Here is a 2,562-nt window from a genome sequence, read left to right as displayed (position 1 = left end):
CCCGCCTGGCCTATGACAACGCAGTGATGGACTTCAGCAGCGGGGTAAAAGTGCGCACTCACGACTTTACGACATTCCTCATTGGACCAGCGTTGGAGTCAGGCGCTCCGTTACCGATGCCGGCGGGCGTCTTTGCGGCAAACGCAAAGCTTGAAAAGCTGGCAGATGGTTTCAGCAACGCTTCCGGCCTGACGGTGGACGATAAGGGGACGCTCTATTTCACCGATGCCGCGATGCAGAAGATCTATCGCTGGGACAACACCGCGAAGAAGGCCGAGGTTGTCTCAGCGGACGTGCCTGATCCTCGCGTGGTGCAATGGGTGAAGCCCGGTCTTTTGCTCGCAATGGATTACTCCAAGTCTGTCTACGCTGTGCCTCTTGGCGACGGTAAAGCTCAGAAGATTGCGGAAGGAACGATCGAACTCACAAGTGGTGAGCTTGCGATTGCGACCGGTTTCCACAATGACATCGGCTCGTTGCAGAGGCAGATCAACCACAGCGGCTACATCTTTGCTCCGCGCAGCAACATGGCCGCCACAGGTTTTACGGTCGATGAACATCGTGGATACTTCACCGCGCCGCAGAGCGATGTGACCGTGGTTGCTGGTGGGACCTGGCTGCCCTACATGCAGGCCAGTCAGATGGAGACGCTTGCGGTCGGCGGAGAAACGGTAGTGGTCAGCGAAGACGACGACAAAACCTATCGCGTCAAACTCGACAACATGCGTACGCTGACTGCAGACGTCTTCGCACAGCGCGGAGGTACAGGCGTCGTACAGGATAGGCTGGGCAACGTCTTCATTGCCGCCGGACAGGTCTATGTCTACGACGCAACTGGCAAACAGATTGGAGTGGTGGAGATTCCTGAGCGCCCTTCCAGCCTCGCGATTGGTGGCGCAGACCGAAAGACACTCTTTATCGGAGCACGCGGAGGCTTATATAGCCTTCACCTGAAATAACGCGTACGAGACGGAGGAATCGCTATGGAGTGTGATCGCAGCAGACGCGGAGTTGACCTTAAAGTGATTTGGAGACGATGTTACGCTAGGCACGAAAATATCTCCCGATAGAACTCGGGATGCGATTGCCAGGTCTGTCCAGTGACCAGGCGGCCGTCACGAACGGCCTGCTGATCTATAAACGTACCTCCAGCTTGCTCCGCTTCGAAGCGAACGTGTTCATAGCAGGTAATGCGTTTTCCTCTCGTGAGGCCTGAGGCGGCGAGTATCTGGATGCCATGACAGATGGCAAAGATCCACTTCTGCTTCGCGTCGAATTCGTGGACAACATCGAGCAATCGCCGATCGTTGCGGAGGTACTCAGGCGCACGGCCTCCCAAAATGAGAATGGCATCGTAGTCATCCACACTAATTTGATCGAACGAGATCTCGGACTCCAAACCGTAGCCGGGACGCTCGATGTAGGTATCCCATCCTGGCTCGAAGTCGTGGATTACGAGATGGAGGCGACGAATCGACGGGGCTGCGACGGTGGTGCGCCAGTTTGCTTCACGAAACCGATGGACCGCATAAAGCGCTTCGTACGATTCGCCGGCATCTCCGGTGACAATCAAGATATGTGGCATGTCGGTGACCAATTTATCATTTTTTGGTTGGCTCAATGAATCACCAAAATGTGTAGATCAAGTTCACGGGCATGAACTTCCTCAATCATGCGTTGAAATCGTTTGACCAGAACAGCCCCAACAACCTCAATCTGAACTTCACAAGAGGCGTTCTTGCTACTCCAGGACACCGATTGGGTATACGGTGTTCCGAGTTCCGGCAGGTCTCGGCGAGCTGCACGGGAAGAAAGTCCCATTTCACCGGCGCCTCAGCCAAAGATGATTCTTTCGGTCAAAATAAAACATTGAATCGCATAGAGTACAGTAGTACTCTATGCGGGTGAGTGCAGGAAATTTTTTCATTTGAAAGGAGTGGAGATGTCGCCTTCATTGATCTTCAATTTGCATCTGGTGTTGGGTTACGTAGCCTGGTTACTCTGTACAGTCGCGTATATTCATCCAAAGCTCAAGGGGATGAATCCCGTCGATGCCCAGCGAGTCATTGCGACGCTCCACAGCTTCAGGTTTTTCGGCCTCGTGTTTATCCTGCCGGGCGTAGCAGGCCACAACTTGCCGCAAGGCTTCGCGCCTTTCGCTGCATATGGAGATTTCGCGACCGGATTGCTGGCGATCCTTGCCCTCCTTGCGATCAGGTTCCGTCTCATCTTCTGGTCGCTGGTGGTCGGCTTCAATGTAGTGGGCGCGATCGATATCCTCGTCGACTATTACCACGGGGTGAGGCTCAGTCTTCCACCGGGCGAGTTGGGATCGACCTATGCCATTGTGGTCATCTATGTGCCTTTGTTGATGATCACGCACGTCATTTCGCTTTCTCTGATGTTGCGTAGCCGGAAGACGGCTGGTGCAGTCGTTCGCAATGCAGTCGCCTCTTGAACTTGCGTCCTGAGATTCATACCTTACCAGCGGTTTGCTGCAGCCTCTCAGCGCGGAAAGTAATTTCTGAAAGGAAACCACATGTCGACTCCGATCATCTTCGC

Annotated in this window: 3 protein-coding genes; 2 read left to right on the top strand and 1 reads right to left on the bottom strand. The window is 54.1% G+C overall.

The features are described 5' to 3' along the window. On the top strand, positions 1-959 hold a 959-nt coding region (locus AB4043_RS22130), incomplete at its 5' end, for an SMP-30/gluconolactonase/LRE family protein (protein WP_442308112.1). Positions 960-1,039: 80 nt separating this feature from the next. Here AB4043_RS22130 and AB4043_RS22125 read toward each other — a convergent pair. Further along, positions 1,040-1,585: a DJ-1/PfpI family protein gene (locus AB4043_RS22125; protein WP_442298983.1), complete on the bottom strand. Its 546-nt coding sequence runs from the start codon at positions 1,583-1,585 to the stop codon at positions 1,040-1,042. A gap of 357 nt (positions 1,586-1,942) precedes the next feature. On the opposite strand from AB4043_RS22125, the gene AB4043_RS22120 reads away from it, so the two are divergent. Next, complete coding sequence (locus AB4043_RS22120) at positions 1,943-2,458, top strand: hypothetical protein (RefSeq protein ID WP_442298984.1); 516 nt, start codon at positions 1,943-1,945, stop codon at positions 2,456-2,458. Positions 2,459-2,562 lie beyond the last annotated feature (104 nt).

Source organism: Terriglobus sp. YAF25, assembly GCF_052113305.1.
In the GTDB taxonomy this organism is placed as follows: Bacteria; Acidobacteriota; Terriglobia; order Terriglobales; family Acidobacteriaceae; genus Terriglobus.
This window is presented reverse-complemented; position numbering and strand designations above follow the sequence as displayed.

Coding starts and splice junctions, on each gene's coding strand:
- AB4043_RS22120 (WP_442298984.1), top strand. CDS start 1,943: ATGTCGCCTTCATTGATCTTCAATTTGCATCTGGTGTTGGGTTACGTA.
- AB4043_RS22125 (WP_442298983.1), bottom strand. CDS start 1,585: ATGCCACATATCTTGATTGTCACCGGAGATGCCGGCGAATCGTACGAA.